The organism is Paenibacillus sp. J14, from assembly GCF_000518465.1.
Classification (GTDB): Bacteria; Bacillota; Bacilli; order Paenibacillales; family Paenibacillaceae; genus Fontibacillus; species Fontibacillus barengoltzii.
Genome location: NZ_JADQ01000008.1, coordinates 66,745 through 92,204 on the forward strand (window position 1 = coordinate 66,745; position 25,460 = coordinate 92,204).

At 50.4% G+C, this 25,460-nt stretch carries 23 protein-coding genes; 20 read left to right on the top strand and 3 right to left on the bottom strand.

Going from position 1 to position 25,460, the window contains the following annotated elements; translation table 11 throughout:
- Positions 1-33: 33 nt before the first annotated feature.
- The 3 genes from M891_RS0104085 (at position 34) to M891_RS0104095 (ending at position 2,089) form a co-directional block, all read left to right on the top strand.
- Positions 34-342 (top strand): YlaH-like family protein, encoded by a 309-nt coding sequence (locus M891_RS0104085; RefSeq protein WP_016311482.1) that lies wholly within the window; start codon positions 34-36, stop codon positions 340-342.
- Between the two features lie 93 nt (positions 343-435).
- Positions 436-1,530 carry an LCP family protein gene (locus M891_RS0104090; RefSeq protein WP_028537919.1) on the top strand — a complete coding sequence of 365 codons (1,095 nt, stop codon included), beginning with the start codon at positions 436-438 and terminating at the stop codon, positions 1,528-1,530.
- A 106-nt stretch (positions 1,531-1,636) separates the two neighbouring features.
- Positions 1,637-2,089, top strand: a complete 453-nt coding sequence (locus M891_RS0104095; RefSeq protein ID WP_016311484.1) for a pyridoxamine 5'-phosphate oxidase family protein — start codon at positions 1,637-1,639, stop codon at positions 2,087-2,089.
- A gap of 40 nt (positions 2,090-2,129) precedes the next feature.
- Here M891_RS0104095 and M891_RS0104100 read toward each other — a convergent pair whose 3' ends face one another.
- Positions 2,130-2,705 carry a YhcN/YlaJ family sporulation lipoprotein gene (locus M891_RS0104100; protein WP_028537920.1) on the bottom strand — a complete coding sequence of 192 codons (576 nt, stop codon included), beginning with the start codon at positions 2,703-2,705 and terminating at the stop codon, positions 2,130-2,132.
- Positions 2,706-2,830: 125 nt separating this feature from the next.
- On the opposite strand from M891_RS0104100, the gene M891_RS0104105 reads away from it, so the two are divergent.
- Together M891_RS0104105 and M891_RS0104110 are read left to right on the top strand one after the other, a co-directional pair.
- Positions 2,831-4,162: a PhoH family protein gene (locus M891_RS0104105; protein WP_028537921.1), complete on the top strand. Its 1,332-nt coding sequence runs from the start codon at positions 2,831-2,833 to the stop codon at positions 4,160-4,162.
- A 294-nt stretch (positions 4,163-4,456) separates the two neighbouring features.
- On the top strand, positions 4,457-5,722 hold the full coding sequence (locus M891_RS0104110; RefSeq protein ID WP_028537922.1) for an extracellular solute-binding protein: 1,266 nt from the start codon (positions 4,457-4,459) through the stop codon (positions 5,720-5,722).
- Between the two features lie 15 nt (positions 5,723-5,737).
- On the opposite strand, the gene M891_RS0104115 is transcribed toward M891_RS0104110, so the two are convergent.
- Both M891_RS0104115 and M891_RS0104120 read right to left on the bottom strand, forming a co-directional pair.
- Positions 5,738-6,814 carry a coiled-coil domain-containing protein gene (locus M891_RS0104115; RefSeq protein ID WP_028537923.1) on the bottom strand — a complete coding sequence of 359 codons (1,077 nt, stop codon included), beginning with the start codon at positions 6,812-6,814 and terminating at the stop codon, positions 5,738-5,740.
- A 129-nt stretch (positions 6,815-6,943) separates the two neighbouring features.
- On the bottom strand, positions 6,944-7,180 hold the full coding sequence (locus M891_RS0104120; protein WP_009225581.1) for a DUF2626 domain-containing protein: 237 nt from the start codon (positions 7,178-7,180) through the stop codon (positions 6,944-6,946).
- Positions 7,181-7,526: 346 nt separating this feature from the next.
- Between M891_RS0104120 and M891_RS0104125 the strand changes: the two genes are divergently transcribed.
- From M891_RS0104125 to M891_RS0104195, 15 genes are all read left to right on the top strand, one after another.
- A complete protein-coding gene (locus M891_RS0104125; RefSeq protein WP_028537924.1) occupies positions 7,527-8,180 on the top strand; it encodes an RsfA family transcriptional regulator in 654 nt (217 codons plus the stop codon).
- Between the two features lie 103 nt (positions 8,181-8,283).
- On the top strand, positions 8,284-9,213 hold the full coding sequence (locus tag M891_RS0104130) for a ketopantoate reductase family protein (RefSeq protein WP_028537925.1): 930 nt from the start codon (positions 8,284-8,286) through the stop codon (positions 9,211-9,213).
- Between the two features lie 82 nt (positions 9,214-9,295).
- Positions 9,296-9,679: a DUF3397 domain-containing protein gene (locus M891_RS0104135; RefSeq protein WP_028537926.1), complete on the top strand. Its 384-nt coding sequence runs from the start codon at positions 9,296-9,298 to the stop codon at positions 9,677-9,679.
- A 225-nt stretch (positions 9,680-9,904) separates the two neighbouring features.
- Complete coding sequence (locus tag M891_RS0104140; protein ID WP_028537927.1) at positions 9,905-11,620, top strand: peptide ABC transporter substrate-binding protein; 1,716 nt, start codon at positions 9,905-9,907, stop codon at positions 11,618-11,620.
- A 186-nt stretch (positions 11,621-11,806) separates the two neighbouring features.
- Positions 11,807-12,739 carry an ABC transporter permease gene (locus M891_RS0104145; RefSeq protein WP_016311492.1) on the top strand — a complete coding sequence of 311 codons (933 nt, stop codon included), beginning with the start codon at positions 11,807-11,809 and terminating at the stop codon, positions 12,737-12,739.
- The gene (locus M891_RS0104150) at positions 12,739-13,710 is read left to right on the top strand and encodes an ABC transporter permease (protein WP_269635492.1); all 972 of its coding nucleotides are present in this window, start codon (positions 12,739-12,741) and stop codon (positions 13,708-13,710) included. The genes M891_RS0104145 and M891_RS0104150 overlap by 1 nt, the downstream gene beginning before the upstream one ends.
- 11 nt (positions 13,711-13,721) lie before the next feature.
- On the top strand, positions 13,722-14,717 hold the full coding sequence (locus tag M891_RS0104155; protein WP_016311494.1) for an ABC transporter ATP-binding protein: 996 nt from the start codon (positions 13,722-13,724) through the stop codon (positions 14,715-14,717).
- Positions 14,714-15,655, top strand: a complete 942-nt coding sequence (locus M891_RS0104160) for an ABC transporter ATP-binding protein (protein ID WP_028537929.1) — start codon at positions 14,714-14,716, stop codon at positions 15,653-15,655. The genes M891_RS0104155 and M891_RS0104160 overlap by 4 nt, the downstream gene beginning before the upstream one ends.
- Positions 15,656-15,825: 170 nt before the next feature.
- Positions 15,826-17,463, top strand: coding sequence for a bacillithiol biosynthesis cysteine-adding enzyme BshC (bshC, locus tag M891_RS0104165; RefSeq protein ID WP_028537930.1), 1,638 nt, complete (start codon positions 15,826-15,828; stop codon positions 17,461-17,463).
- Positions 17,464-17,475: 12 nt separating this feature from the next.
- Positions 17,476-18,744 (top strand): adenosylhomocysteinase, encoded by a 1,269-nt coding sequence (locus M891_RS0104170; protein WP_028537931.1) that lies wholly within the window; start codon positions 17,476-17,478, stop codon positions 18,742-18,744.
- A 522-nt stretch (positions 18,745-19,266) separates the two neighbouring features.
- Positions 19,267-19,704, top strand: coding sequence for a division/cell wall cluster transcriptional repressor MraZ (mraZ, locus tag M891_RS0104175; RefSeq protein WP_009225592.1), 438 nt, complete (start codon positions 19,267-19,269; stop codon positions 19,702-19,704).
- Between the two features lie 54 nt (positions 19,705-19,758).
- Entirely contained in the window at positions 19,759-20,733 is a 975-nt protein-coding gene (gene rsmH, locus M891_RS0104180) for a 16S rRNA (cytosine(1402)-N(4))-methyltransferase RsmH (RefSeq protein ID WP_028537932.1), read from the top strand.
- Positions 20,734-21,132, top strand: a complete 399-nt coding sequence (locus M891_RS0104185) for a hypothetical protein (protein WP_016311499.1) — start codon at positions 20,734-20,736, stop codon at positions 21,130-21,132.
- A 19-nt stretch (positions 21,133-21,151) separates the two neighbouring features.
- Positions 21,152-23,398, top strand: a complete 2,247-nt coding sequence (locus M891_RS0104190) for a penicillin-binding transpeptidase domain-containing protein (RefSeq protein ID WP_028537933.1) — start codon at positions 21,152-21,154, stop codon at positions 23,396-23,398.
- Positions 23,399-23,481: 83 nt separating this feature from the next.
- Entirely contained in the window at positions 23,482-25,446 is a 1,965-nt protein-coding gene (locus M891_RS0104195; protein WP_016311501.1) for a stage V sporulation protein D, read from the top strand.
- Positions 25,447-25,460: the final 14 nt, after the last annotated feature.

Consider the following 25,460-nt stretch of genomic DNA (forward strand, 5'->3'; position numbering starts at 1 on the left):
GAATAAGGTTGCCATTTGAAGGAGGGTTTCGTTATGCAGGCTTGGTTTGCCAGCCATCCGATAATTTCCTACGTGCTGATCTTCGTGCTGATTATTTATGTTTACAATAAGGTGTTTCGTGCACAGCAGAAGCTGCCGCTGTTTAAGGAGATTATTTTGTACCTCCTCATGGCGCTGGGTTCCTTCCTGCTGCTCATTTTCCAAATTGATAAGCTGCCGATCATTCAATGTTTGCTGGTGGCTGTCGTATTGATGCTTATGGTGAGAATTCGTTATTTTGTCGAGGGACGACGGAACAAGCAGAGCAAGAAGGGTTCACCGTCTGGCGATAAATCGCTATAATTTACCTTCGCTTTCGAACCGGTAACTTTTCCGAAGCTCGGTACGTCTTATTGAATACAACAACATTTTTACAGAAATAAGGTGTTTTAGTTCATGAGTTCTAACCGCAGCGGCTTACCTCCACGAGGGAAGGGCCAACGAGGGTCGACAAAAGGTTCAAAACGGGGTTCCACTCGAAAAAGAAAATCCAGCGGCCTCAAACGGTTCTTCCGAACCGTCCTGACGCTCCTCATTGTCGGAGTGATTGGGGTAGGCCTTTATGCAGGGTATTTATTCTATACCGCCGATAAGGTGATCGATGCCACAGGGACCTCAGGCGAGGTGGCACCTGAGAAATCCGCCAAGGTCAAGCCGATTACGATGCTGCTCCTAGGGACGGATTACCGTCCGCAGACCGGCACCCATCTGAGTGACGTGATGATGGTCATCGCGATGAACCCGGATACGAAATCGGCCACGGTTGTCTCTCTTCCGCGCGATACGAAGCTGGAATTGGACGGATATAAGACGAATAAGCTCAATGCGTATTATCCGAACTTCCTAGCGGCAGAGAAGAAATCAGGAATCCCTGCCACTCAGGAAATGAAAACGATGATGAGCAAGTTTTTTGGGATCAACATCGATTATGTAACGGTGCTGAATTTCCAAGGGTTCCGCGATGTGGTGGATGCGCTGGGCGGCGTGGACGTCAATGTGGATGCCAACATGTGTTATCGGGATACGGCGGATGGCACGAACATCAATCTGAAGAAAGGCGAGCAGCACCTGAACGGGGAAGATGCGTTAGGTTATGTTCGCTACCGCAAATCGAACTGTAGTCCGAAGACGAAGGGTTCGGATGATTTCGATCGTAACCGCCGACAAAATGAAGTGCTTCACGCCCTGATTGATCAAGCGAAGTCGCTGAATGGGGTCATGGGGGCTGGCAAAGTCATTGAATCCGTCGGCAAGAATTTGGAGACGGACCTGGAATCGCAGCAAATGAAGAATATCATTCAAGCATACTGGAATATTTCCAAGGAAAATGTAGATTTCATGCCTGTAACCGGGGATTGGAAGAGTCCGTACGTGTACTTGCATCAGGATGAACTCGAAGCGGCCAAGCAGGCGCTGAAGGATCAGCTCGACGGGAAGGCAGGTTCGGCGCAGGCAAACAGCGGGGAGACGGAAGACGGACAGGTCAACTGACGATTGAATGCAAGTTTTGCTGCGTGCTATAATACAATTGACTTAAGGATAGCTGAAGCGTATTGAGCAGAAATCCGATGTAACACCGTACAGGAGGGCTGGTCTAATGTCCGAAGTCGTAACCCAATTGTCTGATTCGCTTTATTCCCTACTCCAGTCCGAAACGTATGTACTGTTGAACACGGTGGATCAGGAATCCGGCGGCCCTACATCCAGTGCGATTTCTTGGGTGTATGCGGTGGATCCTTCGAAGTTGCGGCTGGCTCTGGATCATCGCTCCAGATTGGTCGGCAATTTGAAGGCCAATCCGCGGGCGACGGTGACGGTGTTTGGCCAGGATACGATTTATGCCATCAATGGCCGAGCTTCCGTTGTACAGGATCCACTGGATGGAGTGCCGTTTAATATGTGCTGTTTCGACATCCAGATCGATGCGGTGCGAAACGCGTTGTTTTATGGCGCGCAACTGGTGTCACCGCCGGAATATGCCAAAGTTTATGACCAGCGTGCTGCGGACATGCTGGATCGTCAAGTGTTTGAAGCCATGAAGAAAGCCTAGCGAGTTGATCGCTAGGCTTTTTTTCCTTCTTGGGACAAACTTAACGCAGATTTTGCCGCGTTCCGCCGTCGCCAGGGGCGATTTGCATTTGCTTCGGATTGCCTTCCGGCGGACGGGTATCGTTCGGAATCTGAGGGACGATCCGGCCGATAATATCTGCCAGCTCGGTGGCGAAGCCGGATACCGGCCGACCTTCGCGGATTTTTTTGCCGATCTCGGCAATTCGTTGATTTAAGTCGATATCCGCGGTGACGATGGCGCCGGCCCCGTGCGGATCTTTCCGAAGCGCTTCAGCTACCGTATATTTAATGCTTCCAACCCTTGCACGTTCGAGGCGGCTATCCACATCGATACCTACGATGGCGGTTTTGCCCATAATGACACAATGCGCGCCTTTCACGCCGGGGACTTTTTTCACCAGTTGTTCCAAATATTCTTGTCTTTCCTGGTCCGACATGACCTCTTTATCGTTGATATTGGTTGCATAAGGGTCCACGCTTTGTGCCTGGGGCGCATTCCCTGTTTGATTATTTGGAGAGGGTGATGCCTTTTCAGAACGAGTTCCGCAACCTGTAAGCAGGGTAGCCGTCAGTAACAAACACAGCCATAATCGCATGTTCGATCCGTCCTTTCGGAATTGATCTCTCGATACCGGGTTCTAATATCGGTTATAGAGTTCCCGGGACGCCAAAAAATATGTATGCTCATAAGGCTGCAATGACCGCGGTGGAGGGGATAATGGTGAAGAAGATCTTTGTATTGGATACGAATGTATTATTGCATGATCCGGGGGCCGTATTTGCCTTTGACGAACATGATGTGGTCATTCCGGCTGTCGTGCTGGAGGAAATCGACAGCAAGAAGCGTAATGCCGACGAGATCGGCCGGAATGCGCGGGGCGTCTCCCGCTTGCTGGATGGCTTGCGGTCGACGGGCCATTTGCATGATGGCGTACCGCTGGAGGGCGGCGGGCGAATTAAGGTGGAGTTAAATCACCGCAGCTTCGTCAAGGTTCAGGAAATGTTCGGGGAAGTCACTAACGACAACCGGATTCTTGCCGTAGCCCTGAATTATCACCTGGAGCAAGCGGAGATGGAAACGCCGCGGCCGGTGATCCTGGTCAGCAAGGATGTACTGGTTCGGATCAAAGCCGACGTTCTGGGACTTCATGCTGAGGATTACTTGTCAGACCGGACCGTAGGCCCCAGCGATCTATACGGAGGTTATTCAACCATTAAGGTTCACCCATCGGTGATCGATGAATTTTATACGTATCGCTTTTTGCCCATTAACCCGCTGGGACTTAGTTATTCCCTTTATCCGCATGAGTTTGTAATATTAAAAGATGAGATGGGAACCGGAAAATCCGCTTTGCTGAAAGTAAACGAAGATGCTACTCGCTTGGAACCGTTGTATCTTAGCAATGAGCCGGTTTGGGGAATCAGCGCCCGAAATGCGCAGCAGCGCATGGCATTGGAATTGCTGCTTAACGATGATATTCCACTCGTCACGATCACGGGCAAAGCCGGGACGGGGAAGACGTTGCTTGCGTTAGCCGCCGGACTGTTGAAGGTTGAAGATGAGCACAAATACAAAAAGCTGCTGATTGCCCGGCCCGTTGTCCCGATGGGCAAAGATATCGGTTACCTTCCCGGTGAAAAGGAAGAAAAGCTGCGTCCGTGGATGCAGCCGATCTATGATAACCTGGAGTATCTGTTCGATACGAAGAAATCAGGTGACATTGAGAAAATCTTGATGGGGCTGGGCAGCATCCAGGTCGAGGCCCTCACATACATTCGCGGCCGCTCGATCCCGGGTCAGTTCATCATCGTGGACGAGGCGCAAAACCTGTCGCGCCATGAGGTGAAGACAATCGTGTCGCGCGTCGGTGAAGGCAGCAAGATCGTGCTGGTCGGTGATCCGGAGCAGATCGACCATCCGTATCTGGACGCTTCCAGCAACGGGTTAACCATATTGGTCGAACGCTTTCGCGACCAGGGGATCAGCGGGCATATCACGCTGGAGAAGGGAGAACGCTCGAAGCTGGCTCAGCTGGCGGCGGATTTATTGTAGAAGGGAGAGCTCGCTCACATTCGAGGAAAATCATAGTAGCAGCCCGGCGAATCGTGCAACTTGATTCCCGGGCTTTTTTCGTGCGTGTGAGCCGGATTTTTCAGTGAATGATGGTAAAATCAACTAAGAGGCGGACCAGTTACAGTCGAAATCACATATCGGTCAGAGGGTCCGCCGGGGCGTATACATTTTTTTACGGGACAATTCATCCGGCAATTTGCTACAATACGGAGTATCAGAAGGTTATCGATTGACGTGACGTGCGCTCCTAAATTGTGGAGAGGAAGGACAGGCGTGAAGCGAAAAAATCATTGGGTGCTTTTTGCAATCCTCCTGCTCGCTTTAATTAATCTGTCGCCTAGCGAAGAATTAACGCTAGTTCGCCAAGAAGACGGCGGGGAGGCTCAGCCGGTTACGCCGCCTGAAGCGCAAACCAAGGAGGAGACTGGCCACATCCAGGTGGCAGTACAGATGAATGAGACTGACTTCCGTCGTCTGGAGGAGATGAACCGGCAGTTTACGCTGAGCCATCCGGTGGAGGTGGATCTAGTGAACGTGCCGATGGAGGAGAGTTATCCCGCATACCAACGCAAGCTGATGAAGCTTGGGGAGTCGCCGGACGTTCTGCTTTTGGACAATGTCTGGGTTCGCCGTTTTGCGGCGGACGGTTACCTGCTGCCCACGGAGGGGTATTTCTCGGGTTCCTTGTCAGGCGAAGTGTTAAGCGCTTCCTTGATTCCGAACGAGTGGAATGGTTACGTATGGGGAGTTCCGCTCGATGTGGATCCCTATGTTCTGGTCTATCATGAGGACAAGCTGAAGCAGTTAGGATGGAAACGCCCGCCGGCTACAGCGGATGATTGGAACGTCTTCGTCTCCACCTTCAAAAAGCAACATTCCCAGCCCTACCTGTTAGGGTTGGATTTCCGTGATCCCTACGCTGCAGCGACCTTACTATGGCAAGTCGGCGGAGGCTGGAAACCAACCGGTTCCGGACCCTTCTATGTAATGGAAGAGGGCCATCTGACATACGCCTTGCAACAGCTGGAATCACTGCGCTCAACGCTTTTGGATTCTAGCTTGACTGGATTGGATGCGTGGAGCAAGCTGAGTGACGGCGAACTGTCGATGATGATCACGACGGCAACGGAAGCCGAGAAGCACCGGCATCCTCGCACGAAAATCTGGATGCCCGAGCTGCAACAGAATCTAGCGTCGACGTGGATCCTCGGCCGAAGTTACGCCGTTTCTTCCCAAACGGATCATCCCGATGCGGCCGGATTGTGGATCTCGGAGATGACCTCCCTTTATAATCAAGCGCGTTGGTATGAAACTACTGGGAATCTTCCCGTGCTCAAAACGATTTATTACGAAGCCGCGCGAAATCAGCTTCCCACTTGGATCCCCGCCACGTTGGCTGCGGGATCCGGCATTGTACTGCCAGCCAGTCCATCGCTACCGGAACAGCTCGAAAGCTTCGCATCGCCTACCACCGATTTTTTAAGCGGAGCGATTACCGGCAAACAATATCGCGGACGGTTGGCTGAGCTAAGTCGATAAAACATTACCTCGTACTTATAATGTCAACTTCAATTTCACAGTTAACGTCCCCTCGGAGATCACTGCTTCAGTGGCCTCCACGAAGGGGACGATTTTTTTCGGATAAAAGCCAAGGTCGAAATCCCGCTCCAGTTCAGCCCGCGTCGTATCCGGGAGAGCCAATCCATTAAACAGCAAACGGTCTACGTGGAAAACAATTGCGTTCTCCGGTTCCTGCTCCACCGTATAATGACCCTCGACTTCGAGCTCCAAGCCTTCCCGGCTGCCACGTGCGATGATCTTATTTGTTTTGAATTGAAAGCTCATATCCTTGAGCAGCTCGTTCTTGCGATAGAGGAACGCATTTAGATCCTGCTCGTGGACTTCTAGACGATAGCCCCCTTTTTCAGCGATCAAACTGCTCTCGTTCTGCTTCAAAAAGTCGGAGAATTGCGACATCGCGGAGCTGAGCGCCTGAAAATATCTACGAAGCTCGTACAGTCCAACGTTCTCCCAATAGGCAGTTAACTCCTGAATTAACGCCTTCAACTTCTCGGGATCGGCGCTGAGGCCAAGGGATTCGTCGACGCTTTGTCGAAGCGCGGCCACTCGGGTTCGCTGGAGCTCCAGTTCTTCCTTCATACGGGCCAGTTCAATGGACGTGGCTTCCAGCTTCTGTTTGGTCTTCGTCAGTTCAGCATATTCCGACTTGTATTGGTTAAGGATGGTACGATCCCGATCCAGAATGAGTTGATAATAATCCAATACGGTAAAAAAATCTTTCAGACTGTTCACACTCAGCAAAGCATACAGCAGATTTTCCCGTTCCCCCATATAATACGCACGTAATCTTAAGCCAGCTTGTTCGCGGCTGATCCGGATTTGCTCGTTTTTATCACTTAATTGTGCCTGCAGCTTGTGAAGGTCTGTTTCCGTCTCGTGCTGGCGGGAAGCGATTCGCTCGATTTCTCGGTCGATTTCCTGAATGGACAAGCTTTGTTCCAGGATCTGTTGTTCTTCAGCAGTCAGCGGAGCAGCGGCAGCCGACAAACTGGCAAACTGAAGAGCCGCCAGCAACAGCAATAGACAGAGCGATATGATGCGTATCTTCAACAACGATCCTCTCCCATCTGTAGTTGTCCTATATATATGATAACAGGTCCCGAAATAGCAGAACTCACGAAAAAAGGCGTTCCAGCATAATGCCGAAACGCCTTTTTGAAATACTTATGCGATTTGGGATTAGAGGGGTAAACCCATTTTGAAGACCGTCCAGTAGCTGAAACCGGTAAATGCGACGATCATATATCCCCAGAACAGCAGGATATAGGTTCTCTCGGTAAGCTTCAGATAGCCGAAAAGGACGAAAAAGGCGGTTTGCAAGAAGAACAGCAAAGCCATTTCCGTCAGATCGCCCGCAAAGGCCATAAGCCCAATAGCCAGTGTGAAGAAGCCAAGGACGCGAAACATGCGTGCCACGAGGTAATCCCCCTTTCTTATGTATCAACGAGCCTTCCATTCCTTTTCCCATTATACCCGTTAGGCTGAAAAGTGTAAACGAAAAGTCACGATTTAGCCAAATATCGAAGGTGTTGTTGTGACAAACCTTACAGTAGTGTTGGTGCCCCCTACTCTTGTTATTCATTTCATGAAACGTCATGTATGGAGTCCCCGGATTTTGGAAATACATTTTAGTATCAAATAGATTCTATGAACTCTATGAGAGGCATAGAAATGGAGTAAGAAGCATTTTACCCTTACGCCTGCCGGAGACCGCCGGTTGGATGACGGTTAGATTAGGATGTCGTTAGGAGGTTTTTATAGCATGACAGCTGTGAGACAAGATGCATGGAGCCCAGAAGATGATTTGATTCTGGCCGAGGTTACCCTTCGGCATATACGGGAGGGCAGCACCCAATTAAACGCTTTCGAAGAGGTCGGAGAACGGATAGGCAGAACGGCGGCGGCCTGCGGTTTCCGATGGAACAGCTGCGTTCGCAAGAAGTACGAAGCGGCCATAAGCATCGCGAAAGCACAAAGACAGAAACGTAATTATATGAAAAAGCAAAACTCGCTAACGGCCGGTTCCGGCATGGCCTCGCTAACTTCCGTCGATATGGACGACAACGGTTATCGCGGAGATGGGGTGTCGGAGGAGACGATTTCCATCGATGCGGTGATCCGCTTTTTGCGCGGGTGGAAAAACACGATTCAGGAAACCAATCGTCAAATGAAAGCGTTGGAGAAGGAGCTTAGAGAGAAAGAAGAGGAGATTGCTAAGCTTCGCGAGGAAAACGAGAAGTTGTCGGCACAGGTCAATGAGGTACAGACCGATTACCGGGTCGTGAACGACGATTATAAGGCGTTGATTCAGATCATGGACCGGGCTAGAAGATTAGCTTTCTTAAATGAAGAAGACGAAGAAAACAAATCCAGATTCAAAATGGATGCGAACGGAAATTTAGAACGGATCGAATAACCGAAAACTATCGCAAAATCTCGCCTAAATGGCGGGATTTTTGTGTTGTTAGGGGGGAGTTTGGTATAAAGGGATTAGGAGATACGAAAGGGAGTGGAGCTTCATGAAGGTTGACATCATCGGCGCCGGTGCACTGGGGCTGCTGTTTGGCGGTAAGCTGGCGGCGTCTGGTGTGCCGGTACGTTTTTGGACAAGAACCGCTGAGCAGGCTGAAAAGCTGAATAAAGAAGGGATTCGTCTTACTGAAGCGGACGGGTCAACAACCGTTGTGCATGGAAAGCGGTTCAAGGCTTTACCCGCTGGAGAAAGTGGCGTGCCGGAGCGGGCGGCTGAATGGCTGGTGTTAACGACGAAGCAACGCCATATCGATGCGAAGCTGCTGTCTTTTCTGAAGCAGATTGTGGGGCCAGAGACGAAGGTTGTGTGCTTTCAAAATGGGATCGGACATCTTGAGCTGATCGGCAAAGCATTGCCGGGGATACCGCTCTATGCGGCGATTACAACGGAAGGTGCCAAACGGCTGGATGAATGCAGCGTGAACCGGGCTGGCCAGGGGACAACGCAGATTGGTGCGAACGGCGATATGGCCGATCTGGAGTCTCATGCAGAAAGTTTCGTGAAATTGCTGGTGAAGGCAGGATTTACCGCCCTTTTGTCGAAAGACATCGGGAGAGAAGTCTATAGAAAGCTGCTAATCAATGCGGTGATTAACCCCTTAACAGCTTTGTGGCGGCTGAATAACGGCCAACTGTTGGAGAACGATGAACGAATGGGCCTGCTCCAGCAACTTTGCGATGAAGGATTACAGGTTTATGAGGCTTACGGGATTCCACACGATGCCGATATGTTCAATCAAATCGTCAAGGTTTGTCAATCAACCTCAACGAATATCTCTTCCATGCTAAAGGACGTGCAGCAGGGAGCGCCAACGGAGATTGATCAGATTAACGGGAAAATCGTTGAGATGGCGCGCAGCAAAGGGGTCGCGGTTCCTGGACACGAGATGGTTTGGCGGTTGGTCCGAGCTTTGTAAGCTGACATGGATATAAAAATATAGTTACTTACTTTTTTGAATTGATTTTTTCTATAACCAAAATTGATGCGGAGGTGAGGCTTTGGAAGCGTTGGTCTCTTCCTTTATCGTGTTGGCTATGATACCGGTCATTCCATTTGGGCTCGTTTACTTCATTCATTATTATGTCAAACGGGACAAGAAAAGAGCGCTAAAGCTGGCCATGGACGTAACGACGCTATTTCTGATCTTGTCGGTCTCTGCTTTGTTTAATAATCTGTTCCATTCGACCTTTGGCTTCTATCTGATCGTAATCATTCTATTGGTGGTTAGCGGATTGATTGGCGGGGCGCAGACTCGCCTGAAGGGAAGGGTCGACGCACGCAAGCTGCTGCGTGTGGTGTGGCGTTTGGCGTTTGCGGCAACCGGATTAGCATACGTTTTATTATTTTTGATCAGCTTTATTACATATATCACCGCCGCTTAGGTCAAACTATGCTTAACTTTTCAATACCGAATAAAGGGATGACATTCTTGGTTAATTGTTAAGAAAATCAAATGTCAATATTGTATATTGGACTATTTTGTTAAAGTCTAGCGCGAAATTTGACAAATTACGCGAAAAATCTTTAATTTTGTGTTGGATTTTTTTGACCGCTGGTTGTATAATCTAAAAACATATACCAAACCATTTTAAGGGGGATATTGCTAGATGAAGAAGAGTAAGAGTCTTTTGCTTCTTCTGACGCTCGTTCTTGCAGTCGGCACATTGCTTGCCGCATGCGGATCGAACAACGGAAACAGTGGCGCAGCTAACAATGGCGCAGCAAATGGAGGCAATACAGCTTCCGACAATGGTAACACCGGCGGAGAGAAACTGGCCGCAGATCAAACGCTTAGAATTAACCTGAGCGCTGAACCGCCAACATTTGATCCGGCTCAAGCTCAAGACAGCCAAGCGAACACGGTTCTGAAATTGATGTATGAAGGTCTTACTCGTATGGATGAATCCGGTCAAGTTATCCCCGCTGCAGCTGAAAGCTGGGACATTGACGGAACGAAGTATACGTTCCATCTGCGCAAGGACGCAACTTGGAGCAATGGCGACCCTGTAACGGCGAACGATTTCGTATTCGCTTGGGAGCGCGTTCTGAGCCCGAACACAGATCCGGCTGCACCTTATGCTTACCAATTGTATTATCTGAAAAATGCTCAAGAATATAACGAAGGAACCATCACGGATTTCAGCCAAGTCGGCGTCAAAGCAGTTGACGACTACACGCTGGAAGTAGAACTGGTAGCTCCAACTCCTTACTTCCTGGGTCTGACTTCCTTCTATACGTTCTATCCGGTTCACCAATCCGTTAAGGACGACCCGAAATGGGCGGTTGACCAAAGCAAAATGATCGTTAACGGCGCATTCACGCTGACCAACTGGGTGAAAGGCCAAACGATCGAAGTTACGAAGAACGAAAACTATTGGGATAAAGCCAACATCAAGCTGAACAAAATCACCATGTCTCTGGTGAACAGCAGTGCAACTGAGTTGGCATCTTACCAAAACAACGAATTGGATCGCGCAGGTGCGCCTAACGGCGAAATCCCAACCGACCAAATTCCGATCCTGAAAGATCAACTGAAAGACGAACTGGAGATCAAAGGGATTGCAAGTACGTACTACTATGAATTTAACGTAACGGCTAAGCCGTTTGATAACGTAAATATCCGCAGAGCGTTCTCGATGGCAATCGATCGTCAAGCGATCGTTGACAACGTAACGCTGGGTGGTCAAGTTCCGGCATTTGGCTTCGTACCTCCGGGTATCAAAGGCGTGAATGACGAATACCGTAACGAACATAAAGACGACTACTTCACGGAAAACGTGGAAGAAGCGAAGAAGCTTCTTGAGCAAGGTATGCAAGAAGAAGGTTACACAAAACTGCCTGAGATCACATTGACTTACAACTCCAGTGAAGGCCACAAGAAAATCGCTTTGGCTATTGCTGATATGTGGAAGAAAAACCTGGGCGTTGACGTGAAAACGGAAAACCAAGAATGGGCCGTGTTCATCGAAAACCGTCAAAACCTGAACTACCAAGTAGCTCGTGCTGGTTGGAGTGCAGACTACAACGATCCGATGACATTCATGGATATGTGGGTAACAGGTGGCGGTAACAACGACACCGGCTTCTCGAACGAAGAATACGACAAGCTGATCAAAGAAGCGAAAAATAGCGAAGATATGGCACTTCGTGACGCGAACTTCGCAAAAGCCGAAGAAATCCTGATCAAGGACAACCAAGTCTTGATGCCGATCTACTACTACACGAACGTTTCGGCTACGAAACCGTGGTTGAAAGGTGTAGTACTTGATTACAGTGGTGCGATCGATTACACCCGCGCTTATATTACGGATGATCGTAAATAAGTCATTGCAAATTGCATAGAAATCTCGGGATATATATGTGGGTATTCCATATATATCCCGTTTTTTTTGCGTGTCCTCTTCTTCCAAGCATTACGTCCTTATACAAATATATGGAATAGACAAAGTGGTTCTTTTCACCTAAAATCGATATATGTCGAAATTTAAAAGAAGGAGGTGTGAACGGGCATGGTACGCTATATTGCCAGTAAGTTTTTTTACATGTTAATTTCACTGTTTATTTTGATCTCGGCTACCTTTTTCTTGATGAAGGCGATTCCAGGGAATCCGCTGACTTCAGAGAAGCAGGTACCTCCGGCAATTAAGGAGCGCCTTATAGAACAGTTAGGTCTCGATAAGCCCGTTTACCAGCAATATCTGAAATATTTGGGTGAAATTGCTCAGGGCGATTTGGGAATTTCCATGAAGCAAATCAACCAGGATGTATCGAACATTATCAGTCAAACGTTTTCGGCTTCATTGAAGCTGGGGATCGTGGCGATTATCGTCGCGTTAATCCTTGGGGTACTGCTTGGTATGCTGGCAGCGCTGTATCATCGCAAATTGATTGACAATGTGGCGATGGTGTTAGCGGTGCTGGGCATCGCGGTACCTAGCTTCGTCGTGGCTTCATTGCTGCAGTATGTGTTTGCTTCGAAGCTGCACTGGTTGCCAACGATGGGTTTTAAAGGTCCAATGTACTATGTGTTGCCGGTAGCGGCTCTCACGGCGCAGCCGATCGCGTTTATTGCCCGTTTGACTCGTTCCAGCATGCTGGAGGTATTGCATGCGGACTACATTAAAACAGCAAAAGCAAAAGGCTTGGGATGGATGGCCATTCTGTTCCGTCACGTCATTCGTAACGGGATTATGCCGGTCATCACCTACATGGGACCAATGACGGCAAACATTGTAACCGGTTCTGTGGTTATTGAGCAGCTCTTCGGGATTGGCGGCATCGGGAAGCAGTTCGTGCAAGCGATCAGCGTTCGCGATTATCCGTTGATTATGGGGATTACGATCTTCTACGGCGTAATCTTGATGGTGGCTCGGTTTATCACAGACATCCTTTACGTGCTGGTGGATCCGAGAATTAAGCTTGCGAAAGGGAAGGAGGGATAATGCGCATGGAAAATACAAATCCGATGAAAGTGATGCCGACACCGGTCGATCTGACAGCGGAGGATTTCCGCAAAATTGGCGCGGACGAGAAAGAAGCCGAAGTCATTCAACGCGAAAGTATTTCTGCTTGGCGTGATGCATGGCAACGATTGCGCAGCAATAAGCTGGCGATGACGGCTTTGATTTTCTTGGCGCTAGTTACGCTCGCTGCGATTATCGCTCCTTGGATTGTCGGTAAAATTTACGGCTACAACTATTATTCGAATGATCTTCTAAATACGAACAAAGCGCCATCGGCCGCACACTGGTTTGGCACGGATGATCTCGGTCGTGATATGTTTATCCGTACCTGGATGGGGGCTCGTATATCCCTGATCGTAGGTTTGGCGGCGGCGTGTATCGACCTCTTGATTGGCGTTATTTACGGCGGAATCATGGGGTACTACGGCGGTCGCGTCGATGAAATTATGAGTAAGTTTTCGGAGATTTTGTACTCCATCCCTTATTTGCTCGTTACGATTCTTTTGCTAGTCGTGATGGAGCCAAGCTTAGGGACGATTATCCTGGCATTAACTATCACCGGCTGGATTAATATGTCGTGGATTGTCCGCGGTGAAATTATGCAGCTGAAGAACCGTGAATACGTATTGGCATCCCGCTCGATGGGCGCAGGCCACGGACGCTTGTTGTTCCGCCACCTGTTGCCAAACGCAGTTGGCCCAATCATCGTTACGGTGACCTTATCTGTGCCTAACGCCATTTTCGCAGAAGCATTCCTTAGCTTCCTTGGCTTGGGCGTTCAAGCCCCGGTTGCTTCGCTGGGTTCGATGATCAACGATGCCTTGACCGGCTGGTTGTATTATCCTTGGCGGATGCTGTTCCCGGCTATTCTGATCAGTATCATCATGCTGGCGTTTAATATTTTTGGTGACGGTCTTCGCGATGCGCTTGACCCTAAACTGAAGAAGTAGGAGGTGGAATGATGGAGCCGATTTTACAAGTTAAAGATTTGCATGTTTCCTTCCAAGTCAAAGGTGGAGAAGTGAAGGCCGTTCGCGGTATGAACTTTGAAGTGGGGAAAGGTGAAACGGTTGCGATCGTCGGCGAATCCGGCAGCGGCAAGAGTGTCACAGCCCAAACGATTATGCGCCTGATTCCGTCTCCTCCTTCCATTATTAAGCAAGGTGAAATTATTTTCCAAGGGCAAGACCTATTGAAGAAAAGCGACAAGCAAATGGAATCGATCCGCGGGAAAGATATTGGCATGATATTTCAGGACCCGATGACCTCCTTGAATCCTACAATCAAAGTAGGCCGACAAATTACTGAAGTATTAATCAAACATCAGAAAATGTCAGCGGGCGAAGCGAAGAAACAGGCTATCGAAATGCTGAAGCTTGTAGGCATCAAAAATGCAGAAGCCCGCTTTAACCAATATCCACACGAATTTTCCGGGGGGATGCGGCAACGCGTCATGATCGCCATTGCGCTTGCCTGCCGGCCTGCGCTGTTGATCGCTGACGAACCTACAACGGCGCTCGACGTGACGATTCAAGCTCAAATCATGGACGTCATGAAAGAAATGCAATCCCGGTTGGGCACCTCCATCATTTTGATTACCCATGACCTTGGCGTTGTAGCAGGCATGTGTGATCGCGTCATCGTTATGTACGCGGGTGAAGTGGTGGAGACCGGAACGAAGTGGGAGATCTTTAAAAACCCGCAACATCCGTACACCAAAGGTTTGTTACGTTCGATGCCGCGTTTGGACCAGAAGAAAGGCGAACCGCTGATTCCAATTATCGGGACGCCGCCGGACTTGATTAAGCCGCCAATTGGTTGTCCATTCGCTGCTCGTTGCGACCAAGCGATGAAGATTTGTGAACGCATCGACCCAGGCGCGACGGTATTTAGCGAAACACATACCGCCCGTTGCTGGGATCTTCATCCGATGGCCAAGGAGGTACAGTCGTCATGAGCAAAGGCAAGACGTTAATTGAAGTTGAAGGTTTGAAAAAGTATTTTAACGTTGGCGGCGGTAACGTCCTGAAAGCTGTCAACGACATCAGCTTCTCGATTGCCGAAGGCGAAACGCTTGGCCTCGTTGGCGAATCGGGTTGCGGTAAATCGACCGCAGGCCGTACGATTCTTCGTTTGTACGAGCCTACTGCCGGCAGTGTCCGCTTCAACGGCGTAGATATCAGCAAATTGCCGCCGAAGAAAATGAAAGCGATGCGCCGGGACATGCAGATGATCTTCCAGGATCCCTATGCATCGCTGAATCCGCGGTTTACCGTAACGGATATTATCGGGGAAGCGCTGGATATCCACGGTTTGGCCGGCTCGAGAGCCGAACGTAAGAAACGCGTTGAGGAATTGCTCGATATGGTTGGTCTCAACCCGGACCATGCAACCCGTTATCCGCATGAGTTCTCCGGCGGTCAACGTCAACGGATTGGGATTGCTCGCGCGCTTGCGGTAAATCCGAAGTTCATCATCTGTGACGAACCGATCTCGGCGCTGGACGTCTCCATTCAAGCCCAGGTTGTTAACCTGCTTGAGGATCTGCAGGAACGTCTCGGATTAACGTATCTGTTTATCGCACATGACTTGTCCATGGTGAAGCACATCAGTGACCGTGTAGCCGTGATGTACCTGGGGCGGATCGTAGAATTGGCAGATAGTGAGGAGCTGTATGCCAATCCATTGCACCCTTATACCAAAACCCTTCTGTCCGCGATTCCGATTCCGGATCCTGAAGTTGAAGCGAATAAGAAACGGATTGTTCTGGAGGATACGACCAGCGGTCCAATCGGCAAAGAAGGCGCAGCCAGCGGAGGCTTGTACGACTTGGAGAATTCCGAGTTGGTGGAAGTGTCGAAAGGCCATTTCGTCTCCATGCCGAAAAAAGGTTGATCGAACCTGCGAACTCCCGCAGCCGTGTATGACGGATGCGGGAGTTTTTTTGCGCCTTATTAATTACGGAAAGTTAGAGGTTTAGCAAAAGTAAGGATTTCTTTGACGGAGCAGTGGGACATCCGTTACAATCAAGTAAGGTTTTGATGCAGACAGGAGGACGCAAACTGATGAATGTCGTTCAAGAGCAACTTTCATTTGCGGGGCCGCTGGCTGAAGTCTACGTAAATCAGTTTGCTACGGTTCAGCATTTGTATGAGAGCAACCCGGCGGAAGCGAGCAGCTGGGCTGAACGAGTCGCATGGCTTGATCAATCAGAGCATACGCGCGTAGATCGGAAGACGCTAGCAGCCCGACTTCGTGAATATAACAGACAGTATAACCCGGACCCAGCCGTGGAGCAGGCAATCCATCAGCTTGAGCAGCCGGGAACGGCGGTAATTGTAGGCGGGCAGCAAAGCGGATTGTTTACCGGGCCGCTGCTCGTGATCTATAAAGCGGTGACCATCCTCAAAGCGGCGAAGGATGCTTCTGTCCGGTTAAATCGCCCGGTGGTGCCGGTGTTCTGGATTGCCGGCGAAGACCACGATTGGGATGAGGTTAATCACACCTATGTCATGGCGCCGGATTTGCAGGTGCGTCGGATTCGCATGCACCGAGGCGGCATGGAACGGCTCCCCGTCAGCTTTACGAAAGTGATGTCTGAGGCGTGGGACAAGGCCCTAACAGAGCTGGAGCAGCTGCTGCCCGATAGTGAGCATAAGGCGGCGATCCTGGATTTGGCACGAAGCTCATCCGCGGATGCGGATAACTTGTCCGTCGCTTTTGCCAAGCTCATGGGGACTTTGTTTGGAAAATACGGGCTGGTGCTGCTCGACTCGTCGGATCCTGAGCTTCGCCGCTTGGAGATCCCTGTGTTTGAGCAAATGATTCGTCGCAATGACGAGTTGGAGTCGGCTTACCACGAAACGGTACGAGATTTGGCAAACTTGGGATTTGAACCTTCGGCTGAAGTGGCTGTAGATGGAGCAAATTTGTTCTATATTAATGAACGCGAAAGGCTGCTGCTGTTTAAACGGGAGGGCCGCTTCGAGGATCGTAAGGGCAAGGTCTCCTTTACGGTTGACGAACTGCTTGACGAGTTACGAGAGCATCCCGAGCGGTTCAGCAACAATGTGTTAACTCGCCCATTGATGCAGGATAGTTTACTGCCTGTCCTCGGCTCGGTTCTTGGCCCCGGCGAAATTGCATACTGGGGTCTGACGCGCAAAGCGTTTCATAAACTGGGGCTGAAAATGCCGTTGCTGCTGGCACGGGAAGCCTTCACCGTAGTCGATCGCACCGTCCAAAAGCACATGCAAAAATACCAGCTCAGCTGGGACGATGTGAAGGATGCGGAAGGCTTCCGACGCAGACGTGATGCTTGGCTTGCAGCGCAGGAGCGAATGCCGGTCGACCAACGGTTTGATGAGGTCATCGCTGCGTTTGTGGATCTGTACAATCCGCTCATTGAGGAACTGGCAGGGATTCAAAACGACTTATCCAGACTCGGGGCGGTGAATCGGGACAAAATCATTGGTCAAATTGAGTATTTGCGGGGCAAAGCGAAGGATACACTGGAGAAAATTCATGAGACCGGCTTACGCCATTTCGATCGGATTCAACTTTCGTTGTTCCCTCTAGGCAAACCGCAGGAGAGAGTCTACAATCTCTTTGATGCATTAAATCGGTATGGGGAGGATTGGATCGAAGACCTGATGAATATCCCTTATGAGTTAACTGGCAAACATCGAATTATCTATTTATAGGAGGAGACATTAATGAGTTCGTTGGCCATTCAGAACAGCATCATTACCGACTTGAAGCTTGCGCCGGAGGGGCATTTGAAGATTGATTGGGTGGAAGCCCATATGCCGGTGCTGAACCGAATTCGGAAGCAATTCGAAGCGGAGCAACCTTTCAAGGGCTTGAAAGTAACCATCTCGCTTCATTTGGAGGCCAAAACAGCCTACTTGGCGAAAGTCATCCAAGCCGGTGGGGCAGAAGTGACGATTACCGGCAGCAATCCGCTGTCGACGCAGGACGATGTATGTGCTGCACTTGTTGAAGATGGCATCACCGTTTACGCCAAATATAATCCTGAACCGGAAGAGTATAAAGCCTTGTTGATTAAAGCGCTGGAGACGAAGCCGGATCTGATCATCGATGATGGCGGTGATTTGGTGACGATCTTGCACTCGGAACGTCAGGATTTGCTGGAAAATGTGCGGGGCGGCGCTGAAGAGACGACTACCGGGATTTTGCGTCTGAAAGCGATGGACAAGGAAGGTCAGTTGAAATTCCCGATGGTTGCAGTTAACGATGCTTATTGCAAATACTTGTTCGACAACCGTTACGGCACCGGCCAATCGGTGTGGGATGGCATTAACCGGACGACAAACCTGGTCGTTGCGGGGAAAACCGTGGTTGTTGTCGGCTACGGCTGGTGCGGCAAAGGCGTGGCGATGCGGGCCAAAGGCCTCGGCGCTAACGTTGTGGTTACCGAAGTTGACGCGATCAAAGCGGTGGAAGCGGTGATGGACGGCTTCCAAGTGATGCCGATGCTGGAAGCAGCGAAGATCGGCGATTTCTTCGTTACAGTAACAGGCAACCGCGATGTCATTCGCGGCGAGCACTACGATGTGATGAAGGATGGCGCGATTCTGTCCAATGCCGGCCACTTCGACGTGGAAGTGAACAAGCCAGAGCTTGAGGAGCGTTCGGTTTCTGTTCGCACGGTGCGTAAGAACATTGAAGAATATCAGCTGAAAGACGGACGCAAAATGTACCTGCTCGCCGAAGGCCGTCTGGTGAACTTGGCTGCTGGTGATGGACATCCAGCTGAAATTATGGACATGACGTTTGCGCTGCAGGCGTTGTCTTTGAAATACGTCAATGACCGTTATAAAGAAATCGGGAAGACGGTTGTTAATGTCCCTTACGAATTGGATGAGCAGGTAGCTCGCTTCAAATTGGAAAGCCTCGGCGTGAACATCGATACGCTGTCCGCGGAGCAACGCGCTTACCTGGATAGCTGGCAAGAGCATTAATTTGTTGGGAGTGCGGCAGCAGTTCGATCGCTGGTGGAGAGAAGATCCTTGTTCCAACTGATATTGCTCCATCGCCAAGAGGCGATAGTTAACGGTAAATCGTACCGTTAATTGTTGCTTTTCTCCCGCTAGAGGAGATTTAACGGTAAATCCTACCGCTAATTTCGACGGATAGAGCAAAGTTGGAGGATTTCACCTAAAATAACGGTGCAAAATGCTGTTAATTCGCAGAAACTAGAGATCAATCCATAAAATAACCGTAGTTTTTACTGTTAACGCACGATAAGTGGACTATCTCAGGCAGATTCAATCTGTCGGGATAGTCCTTTTTGCTGCTTCCTAAGCGCCAAACGAAGCTTCTACCGCGGTCGCTGTCCTAAAGCAATGCACTCTTCGAATCCAACTCATGTCAAAAAAAATTTGAACCTAAGAAGGAATTTCACATTTAGTGTGGAATAGTTACATATCACAGTGGTGTAAAGTGGTGCAAAGTGGGGGAAAGAGGTAAGGAGTGAGTCACCAATGTTTATGGGGGAATTCCAACATAGCATTGACGATAAGGGCCGGATTATTATTCCGGCTAAGTTTCGTGAACTCCTCGGCAGCTCTTTCGTTGTAACCCGCGGCTTGGACCAGTGTCTTTTCGTTTATCCAATGCAGGAATGGGAAGTGCTGGAACAGAAGCTGAAGGCCTTGCCACTGATGAAATCCGACGCCCGTGCGTTTACCCGGTTTTTTTTCTCGGGAGCAACCGAATGTGAATGGGATAAACAGGGAAGGGTAAACTTGCCGAGTAATTTACGGCAGTATGCCAAACTGGAGAAGGATTGCGTTGTTTTAGGCGTGTCGAATCGCGTAGAAATTTGGAGCAAAGACACGTGGGAGCAATACTTCCAGCAGTCGGAAGATACGTTTAACGAAATTGCTGAGAAGCTGGTGGATTTCAACTTCGATCTTTAGAAGGGGTTATTCATTAAGCTAAGTCAAATGAATTCAGGTTTGGGGGCGTAAGTCTTGTTCCATCACATCACGGTACTCAAAGAAGAAGCAACAGAAGGGCTGCGCATCAAGCCGGACGGCATTTATGTGGATTGTACGCTGGGAGGCGGAGGCCACAGCTCCGTTATCTTATCCAAGCTAGGTCCCGGGGGAAGGCTGATTGCTTTCGACCAGGACGACTGGGCATTGGATAATGCCAAGGAGCGGCTAGCAGCCTATGCGGACAAATTAACTTTGGTAAAAAGCAATTTCCGCTACATTGAGCAAAAATTGCGGGAGATCGAAGGGGTGCCGCAACTAAACGGAGTTCCTCAGGTGGACGGTGTATTGTTCGACCTCGGCGTTTCCTCTCCCCAATTTGATGAAGGAGAGCGGGGATTTAGCTATAATGCGGACGCACCGCTCGATATGCGGATGGATCAATCGGCCTCGTTGACGGCTCGGGAGATTGTAAATACGTGGCCAGAACGCGAAATTGCTCGGATCTTGTTCCAATACGGCGAGGAGAAATTTTCCAGGCGGATCGCCAAGGTCATTGCAGACCGGCGAGCGCAGGAGCCGATTGAAACGACGGGTCAGCTCGTCGAGCTGATTAAGGAGGGCATTCCAGCGGCCGCTAGGCGTACGGGGGGGCACCCCGCCAAGCGCAGCTTTCAGGCCTTGCGTATCGCGGTCAACGATGAGCTGGGCGCATTCGAAGAAGGGCTGCATGCCGCTATCCGTTGTTTGGCGACGGAAGGACGGGTTTCGGTCATCACCTTCCACTCGTTGGAGGACCGAATCTGTAAGCAAATCTTTGCCAGCTATGTGGAGAAATGTACTTGCCCGCCCGATTTTCCGATGTGCGTGTGCGGCGGCAAAGGATCACTTAAATTAATCAACCGGAAACCAATCGTTCCGTCGGAGCAGGAGTTGGCTGAGAATCCGCGAGCCCGTTCCGCGAAATTGCGCGTGGCGGAGAAATTGCAAACCGGTGTGGAGGTATCGTAAATGGCTTATACGCGTGGGAATCTGGCAGTCAAGGAGAAGCAATCAGAACGCAGCTATCAACCGCAGCGTTATCGGGAAACGACGAAGGTGGTCACCCGCCGTTCGCCTTTGCCGGTCCGTGAGAAGTTGCTGTATATGATGACGGTTATTTTTTGCGTGGCCGTAATGGGCGGGTTGTTATGGCAAAATGTGTCACTTTACAACATTAAGCGCCAAATGTTTAATTTGAATACGGACATTCAAGCGATCAACGCGGAAGTGAAGGAACTTAGTATCCAAAAAGAAAAGCTGGAGGAACAAATTCCGGAGAAGGCGCAGGAGCTCGGTTATGTTCAGCCGGAAGTAGAAGGTTTTCATGTGAATGTGCCGGCAGATGGCGTTGAAACGGCCAAGAAATAATGTCTAAAGAGGTTTTGCCATGATCAAGCGAATAAAGCTTCGAACACTGCTGATAGGGGGATGTATTACCCTCTTTTTTGCTGTATTGATCGGTAGAGCGTTTTGGCTGCAGGTTGTACAAGCGGACTTTTGGCAGGCGCATGCAGAGGAGCTGTGGTCAACCAAAAAGTTGCTGCCCGCAACGAGGGGGACGATCACGGATCGGAACGGCGATGTCCTGGCGGTGGATGCTCCGGCTTATACGGTGGCGGTTAATCCCGAACTTATTAACAAATACGGCATTCAGGACGAGGTCGTTGAAGGGCTTGGCAAGGTCCTCGGGAAAGACGAAAGTGAACTCCGGAAGATCGTCAATGCGAAAAAAGAGTCCGGCGAGTTCTATACGCAACGTGAGGTGCGGAACGAGGGCTGGAAAATTGATCAAGACCTGAAGAATCAGGTGCAGGCATTGATCGACGAGCTGAAGGAAGAGCATAACAACCTGCAGGACGTCGGTATTTACTTGATCAAGGATCAGAAGCGATATTATCCGAATCAAAGCTTGGCTTCCCACGTTTTGGGATATATCGATCGAGAGGGCAAAGCGGTATCTGGAATTGAAGCCTACTTCGATGAACAGCTCAAGGGCGTGAACGGTTCGCTCGAATACAAGCGGGACGGCCGAGGAATTGAGATTCCGAAAGCGAGCGAAATTTATAACCCGCCGAAGAACGGAGACAACTTGAAGCTGACGATCGACTACACGATCCAGTACTACATCGAGCAGGCGATGAAGGAAGCGTACGATCAGCTGCAGCCGATCAGTATGACGGTGATTGCGGCCGATCCGAAGACGATGGAGATCCTTGGCATGGCGAATATGCCAACCTATAATCCCAATGAATATTGGGCGGACGTTGACCAGAAAAATTTCTATAACCACGCGATCAAATCCGTTTACGAACCAGGGTCCACCTTTAAAATTGTAACCTTGGCCGGGGCGGTACAGGAAGGCTTATTTAATCCCAATGCTACATACAAATCCGGGAGCATCCGGGTGCCGGGGCAAACGATTCACGACTTGAAGCGGTCCGGCTGGGGCGAGATTACGTATCTGGAAGGTGTGAAACGCTCGAGTAACGTCGCTTTCGTCAAGCTGGGCTACGAGATGTTGGGACCGGAACGTTTGAAGACGTACGTCGACCAATTTGGTTTCGGTAGAAAAACAGGCATTGAGCTGCCGGGCGAATCCAAAGGAATCGTGGATCCGGTGCAGCAGGCTGACTTTGCGGCGATGTCATACGGCCACGGGAAGCTGCTTGTGACGCCATTGCAACAAATTGTCGCGGTATCGGCCATCGCCAACGGCGGCAAGCTGATGGAGCCCCATATCGTCAAGTCCATCACCGATCCGCAGACCGGGGAGACGGTGGAAACCCAACCGAAGGTACTTCAACAGGTGATCTCTCCTGACAAAGCGAAGGAAGTCGGAACCTACTTAGAGCAAGTCGTTTCGGACCAAAAGATCGGTACCGGGCGCCATGCCTACATCGATGGTTATCGTGTAGCTGGTAAGACGGGGACTGCGGTAAAGGTAGTTAACGGCCAATATGATTACACGAAGCAGGTCGTTTCATTTATTGGCTATGCGCCGGTGGATGATCCAAAGATTGCGGTCATCGTCTTAATCGACGAACCGAAGGACTCGGAACTGGGCGGGGGGGCTGCCGCCGCTCCGGTATTTAAGCAGATCGTTAATCAAACGCTGCAGTATATGGGCGTTCCGAAAAAATACGAAGGCAGCACTTCCGGTAACTCCTCGAAATCCGTTGCCTCGGGACCTAAAGTTCCGGATGTCGGCGGGTTGTCGGTGCAACAAGCCAAGGACAAACTGTCAGCAAGCCATATCTCCTATGCAACCTATGGGAAAGGGGACACGATTATCTCCCAATTCCCGAAGGCGGGCACGACGCTCAAGTCTGGGCAATTCGTTTACTTGGTTACAGAGAAAGGCTCGGACATCAATGTGCCGAACCTGCAGGGCGAATCGTTGCGCGATGCGGTGGAGCTGCTGTCCATCCTGCAGATCCCGGTTACGACACAAGGGGAAGGTTACGTCGTTTCGCAGGAGATCGTGAACGAAAACGGCGGCAGACGCGTGATCCTTACCTTGGAACCGCCGGACAAGGAGGAAACTTCGTTCGACGAGGAGCAGGCGGAGGATGCCACAAACGGCGGCGATCAAGGGGACGATGCAGGAGAGAAGAAGACCTCGGACTCGCCATAGCTTGTTCTAACCCCTGGTTGTCCTGAATAGTCATGTGATGAGTACAATCATGATGATGTCAGGATGGGTAAGGGGGGCAACCTGTGAAAGTATCCAGATTTACCGTCAGACGAAGATTATTCTGGCTGTTAATGGTGTTATGTTTGCTGTTTGCGGCGCTGGCCGTGCGTCTTGCCTACGTTCAAATCGGGAAAGGGGCTGAATTGTCCGCCAAAGCGGAGGATTCCTGGCGCCGGAATATCCCGTATTCGGCGAAGCGCGGCGAAATCAGCGACCGCAACGGCACGGTGCTAGCTTATAATATTACGACGCCAACGGTGATGGCCATTCCGGTGCAGATCAAGGATCCGGAGCTGACGGCCAAGAAGCTGGCGCCGCTGCTTGGGATGACCGAGGAATCGGTGCTGAAGACGATCACCAAGAGACAATCCATAGTCAGGCTGCAACCCGGCGGACGCAAAATTACGATGGAAAAAGCGCAGCAAATTCGTGATTTAGCTCTTCCGGGTATTGTTGTTGCCGAAGACAATAAGCGCTACTATCCCTTCGGAGGATTGGCGGCACATATCCTGGGCTTTACCGGCGGGTACAACCAAGGCCTTACCGGCGTGGAAAGCAAATACGATAATTTACTCAGCGGCATGAACGGGAGCGTATCTTATCTATCTGATGCCGGCGGGCGCTTGATGCCAGGTTCGTCGGAGAAGTACGTAGAGCCGAAGGACGGTCTAAATCTGACGCTAACGATCGACAAGACGATCCAAAGCATCATCGAACGGGAGTTGGATCAAGCGATGGATCGGCTGCAGGCTGATTCGGCACTGACGATCGCGATGAACCCGAAGACAGGAGAAATCCTTGGCATGGCAGCCCGGCCGGGGTACGAGCCTGGAGCTTACCAAGAATATGATACCGAAGTATATAACCGGAACTTGCCGATTTGGATGACGTACGAGCCAGGTTCCACCTTCAAGATCATTACGCTGGCAGCGGCATTAGAAGAGAAAAAGGTGGATTTGCTGAATGAGCGTTTTTTTGACCCAGGTTATGTTAAGGTAGGAGGGGCTACGCTTCGCTGCTGGAAGAAGGGCGGCCATGGCAGCCAAACGTTCCTTCAGGTTGTTGAAAACTCCTGCAACCCGGGATTTGTAGCGTTAGGCCAACGGCTGGGTAAAGAGACGTTGTTCGATTACATCAAAAATTTCGGCTTCGGCAGCAAAACCGGCATCGATCTGAATGGAGAAGAGAACGGGATTTTGTTTAAGCTCTCGCAAGTAGGGCCGGTGGAATTGGCAACCACCTCGTTTGGTCAAGGCGTATCGGTGACTCCGATCCAGCAGATTACGGCGGTTTCTGCGGCGATTAACGGCGGGAAGCTGTATAAGCCTTTTGTCGCCAAAGCGTGGACGAATCCGGAGACAGGCGAGGTTGTTTCCGAGAACAAGCCGCAGATGGTGCGGCAGGTCATTTCGGAGGAGACCTCGAAGCAAATTCGTATGGCGCTGGAAAGCGTCGTCGCCAACGGAACTGGCGGGAACGCGTTTATCGACGGGTATCGGGTTGGCGGGAAAACCGGGACAGCGCAAAAGGTCGTGAACGGACGGTACTCGCAAAATGAACATATCGTTTCCTTTATCGGCTTCGCCCCGGCGGACGACCCGCAGATCGTGGTTTACACGGCGGTGGATAACCCGCAAGGCATTCAATTCGGCGGCGTGGTAGCTGCTCCGATCGTTCGCAACATCATGGAGGATGCGCTGGAGTATATGAAGGTTCCTCCTCGTGAGCAACAGGTCAACAAGAAATATAAATACGGCGAGACGCCAATCGTCACGGTACCTGATTTGATCGGCCACACGACGCAGGAAATCTACGAGGACTTGAATATGAATTTCAATCTGGCCAGATCCGGCGCCGGCAATGTGGTGATCAACCAAGCCCCGAAAGCGGGGGCACGCGTAGAGAAGGGATCGACGATCCGCATCTACATGGGGACAGAAGCGGAAGCAGAGCAACAGCATGATCATAACTCGATCACAAGTGAATAATAATCCTGAACTTA

What these genes read in the sequence shown, in the direction of transcription:
- M891_RS0104130 (WP_028537925.1), top strand. Translation starts at nt 8,284, where the DNA reads ATGAAGGTTGACATCATCGGCGCCGGTGCACTGGGGCTGCTGTTTGGC.
- M891_RS0104090 (WP_028537919.1), top strand. Translation starts at nt 436, where the DNA reads ATGAGTTCTAACCGCAGCGGCTTACCTCCACGAGGGAAGGGCCAACGA.
- M891_RS0104140 (WP_028537927.1), top strand. Translation starts at nt 9,905, where the DNA reads ATGAAGAAGAGTAAGAGTCTTTTGCTTCTTCTGACGCTCGTTCTTGCA.
- M891_RS0104155 (WP_016311494.1), top strand. Translation starts at nt 13,722, where the DNA reads ATGGAGCCGATTTTACAAGTTAAAGATTTGCATGTTTCCTTCCAAGTC.
- M891_RS0104190 (WP_028537933.1), top strand. Translation starts at nt 21,152, where the DNA reads ATGATCAAGCGAATAAAGCTTCGAACACTGCTGATAGGGGGATGTATT.
- M891_RS0104160 (WP_028537929.1), top strand. Translation starts at nt 14,714, where the DNA reads ATGAGCAAAGGCAAGACGTTAATTGAAGTTGAAGGTTTGAAAAAGTAT.
- M891_RS0104100 (WP_028537920.1), bottom strand. Translation starts at nt 2,705, where the DNA reads ATGCGATTATGGCTGTGTTTGTTACTGACGGCTACCCTGCTTACAGGT.
- M891_RS0104185 (WP_016311499.1), top strand. Translation starts at nt 20,734, where the DNA reads ATGGCTTATACGCGTGGGAATCTGGCAGTCAAGGAGAAGCAATCAGAA.
- M891_RS0104095 (WP_016311484.1), top strand. Translation starts at nt 1,637, where the DNA reads ATGTCCGAAGTCGTAACCCAATTGTCTGATTCGCTTTATTCCCTACTC.
- M891_RS0104125 (WP_028537924.1), top strand. Translation starts at nt 7,527, where the DNA reads ATGACAGCTGTGAGACAAGATGCATGGAGCCCAGAAGATGATTTGATT.
- mraZ (WP_009225592.1), top strand. Translation starts at nt 19,267, where the DNA reads ATGTTTATGGGGGAATTCCAACATAGCATTGACGATAAGGGCCGGATT.
- M891_RS0104085 (WP_016311482.1), top strand. Translation starts at nt 34, where the DNA reads ATGCAGGCTTGGTTTGCCAGCCATCCGATAATTTCCTACGTGCTGATC.
- M891_RS0104150 (WP_269635492.1), top strand. Translation starts at nt 12,739, where the DNA reads ATGCGCATGGAAAATACAAATCCGATGAAAGTGATGCCGACACCGGTC.
- M891_RS0104145 (WP_016311492.1), top strand. Translation starts at nt 11,807, where the DNA reads ATGGTACGCTATATTGCCAGTAAGTTTTTTTACATGTTAATTTCACTG.
- bshC (WP_028537930.1), top strand. Translation starts at nt 15,826, where the DNA reads ATGAATGTCGTTCAAGAGCAACTTTCATTTGCGGGGCCGCTGGCTGAA.
- M891_RS0104170 (WP_028537931.1), top strand. Translation starts at nt 17,476, where the DNA reads ATGAGTTCGTTGGCCATTCAGAACAGCATCATTACCGACTTGAAGCTT.